1 protein-coding gene is annotated in these 450 nt (G+C 60.0%); it reads left to right on the top strand.

What is annotated here, in order from left to right:
* The coding region (locus EOA13_RS37590) for an SUMF1/EgtB/PvdO family nonheme iron enzyme (protein WP_164780688.1) at positions 1-384 on the top strand (384 nt) is incomplete at its 5' end.
* Between the last annotated feature and the right edge of the window lie 66 nt (positions 385-450).

The raw sequence follows: 450 nt of genomic DNA, 5'->3' as shown, positions 1-450 counted from the left end.
GGCGAGTTTCCCTACGAAAATCGCAACGAGGATGGCTACGAGTGGACGGCTCCGGTCGGTTCGTTCCCGGCCAACGGTTACGGGCTCCACGATATGGCGGGAAATGTCTGGCAGTGGACTACGGACTGGTATCAGGAGCACTCGCGGATCGACAGCCCGTGCTGTACGATCGACAATCCGCGGGGTGGCCAGCGCGAAGCCAGCTTTGACCCCCACACCCCTGAGATCACGATCCCACGCAAGGTAACCAAGGGCGGCTCTTTTCTATGTGCACCCAATTACTGTCGGCGGTATCGGCCTGCAGCGCGCATGTCGCAGCCGGTTGATACTTCGACCTGCCATCTCGGCTTGCGCTGCATCGTTCGTTCACGCTCGGGGGAGTGATGGAACAGGCATTTGCCGTCGTTACCGGGTATGCCGTCCTGCTTATCGATGCAATCGCCCTCATTG

Origin of the sequence: Mesorhizobium sp. M7A.F.Ca.US.011.01.1.1, assembly GCF_003998295.1 — a bacterium.
In the GTDB taxonomy this organism is placed as follows: domain Bacteria; phylum Pseudomonadota; class Alphaproteobacteria; order Rhizobiales; family Rhizobiaceae; genus Mesorhizobium.
Note: the sequence above shows the minus strand (reverse complement) of the source record. Positions and strands in the feature narration are given on the sequence as shown.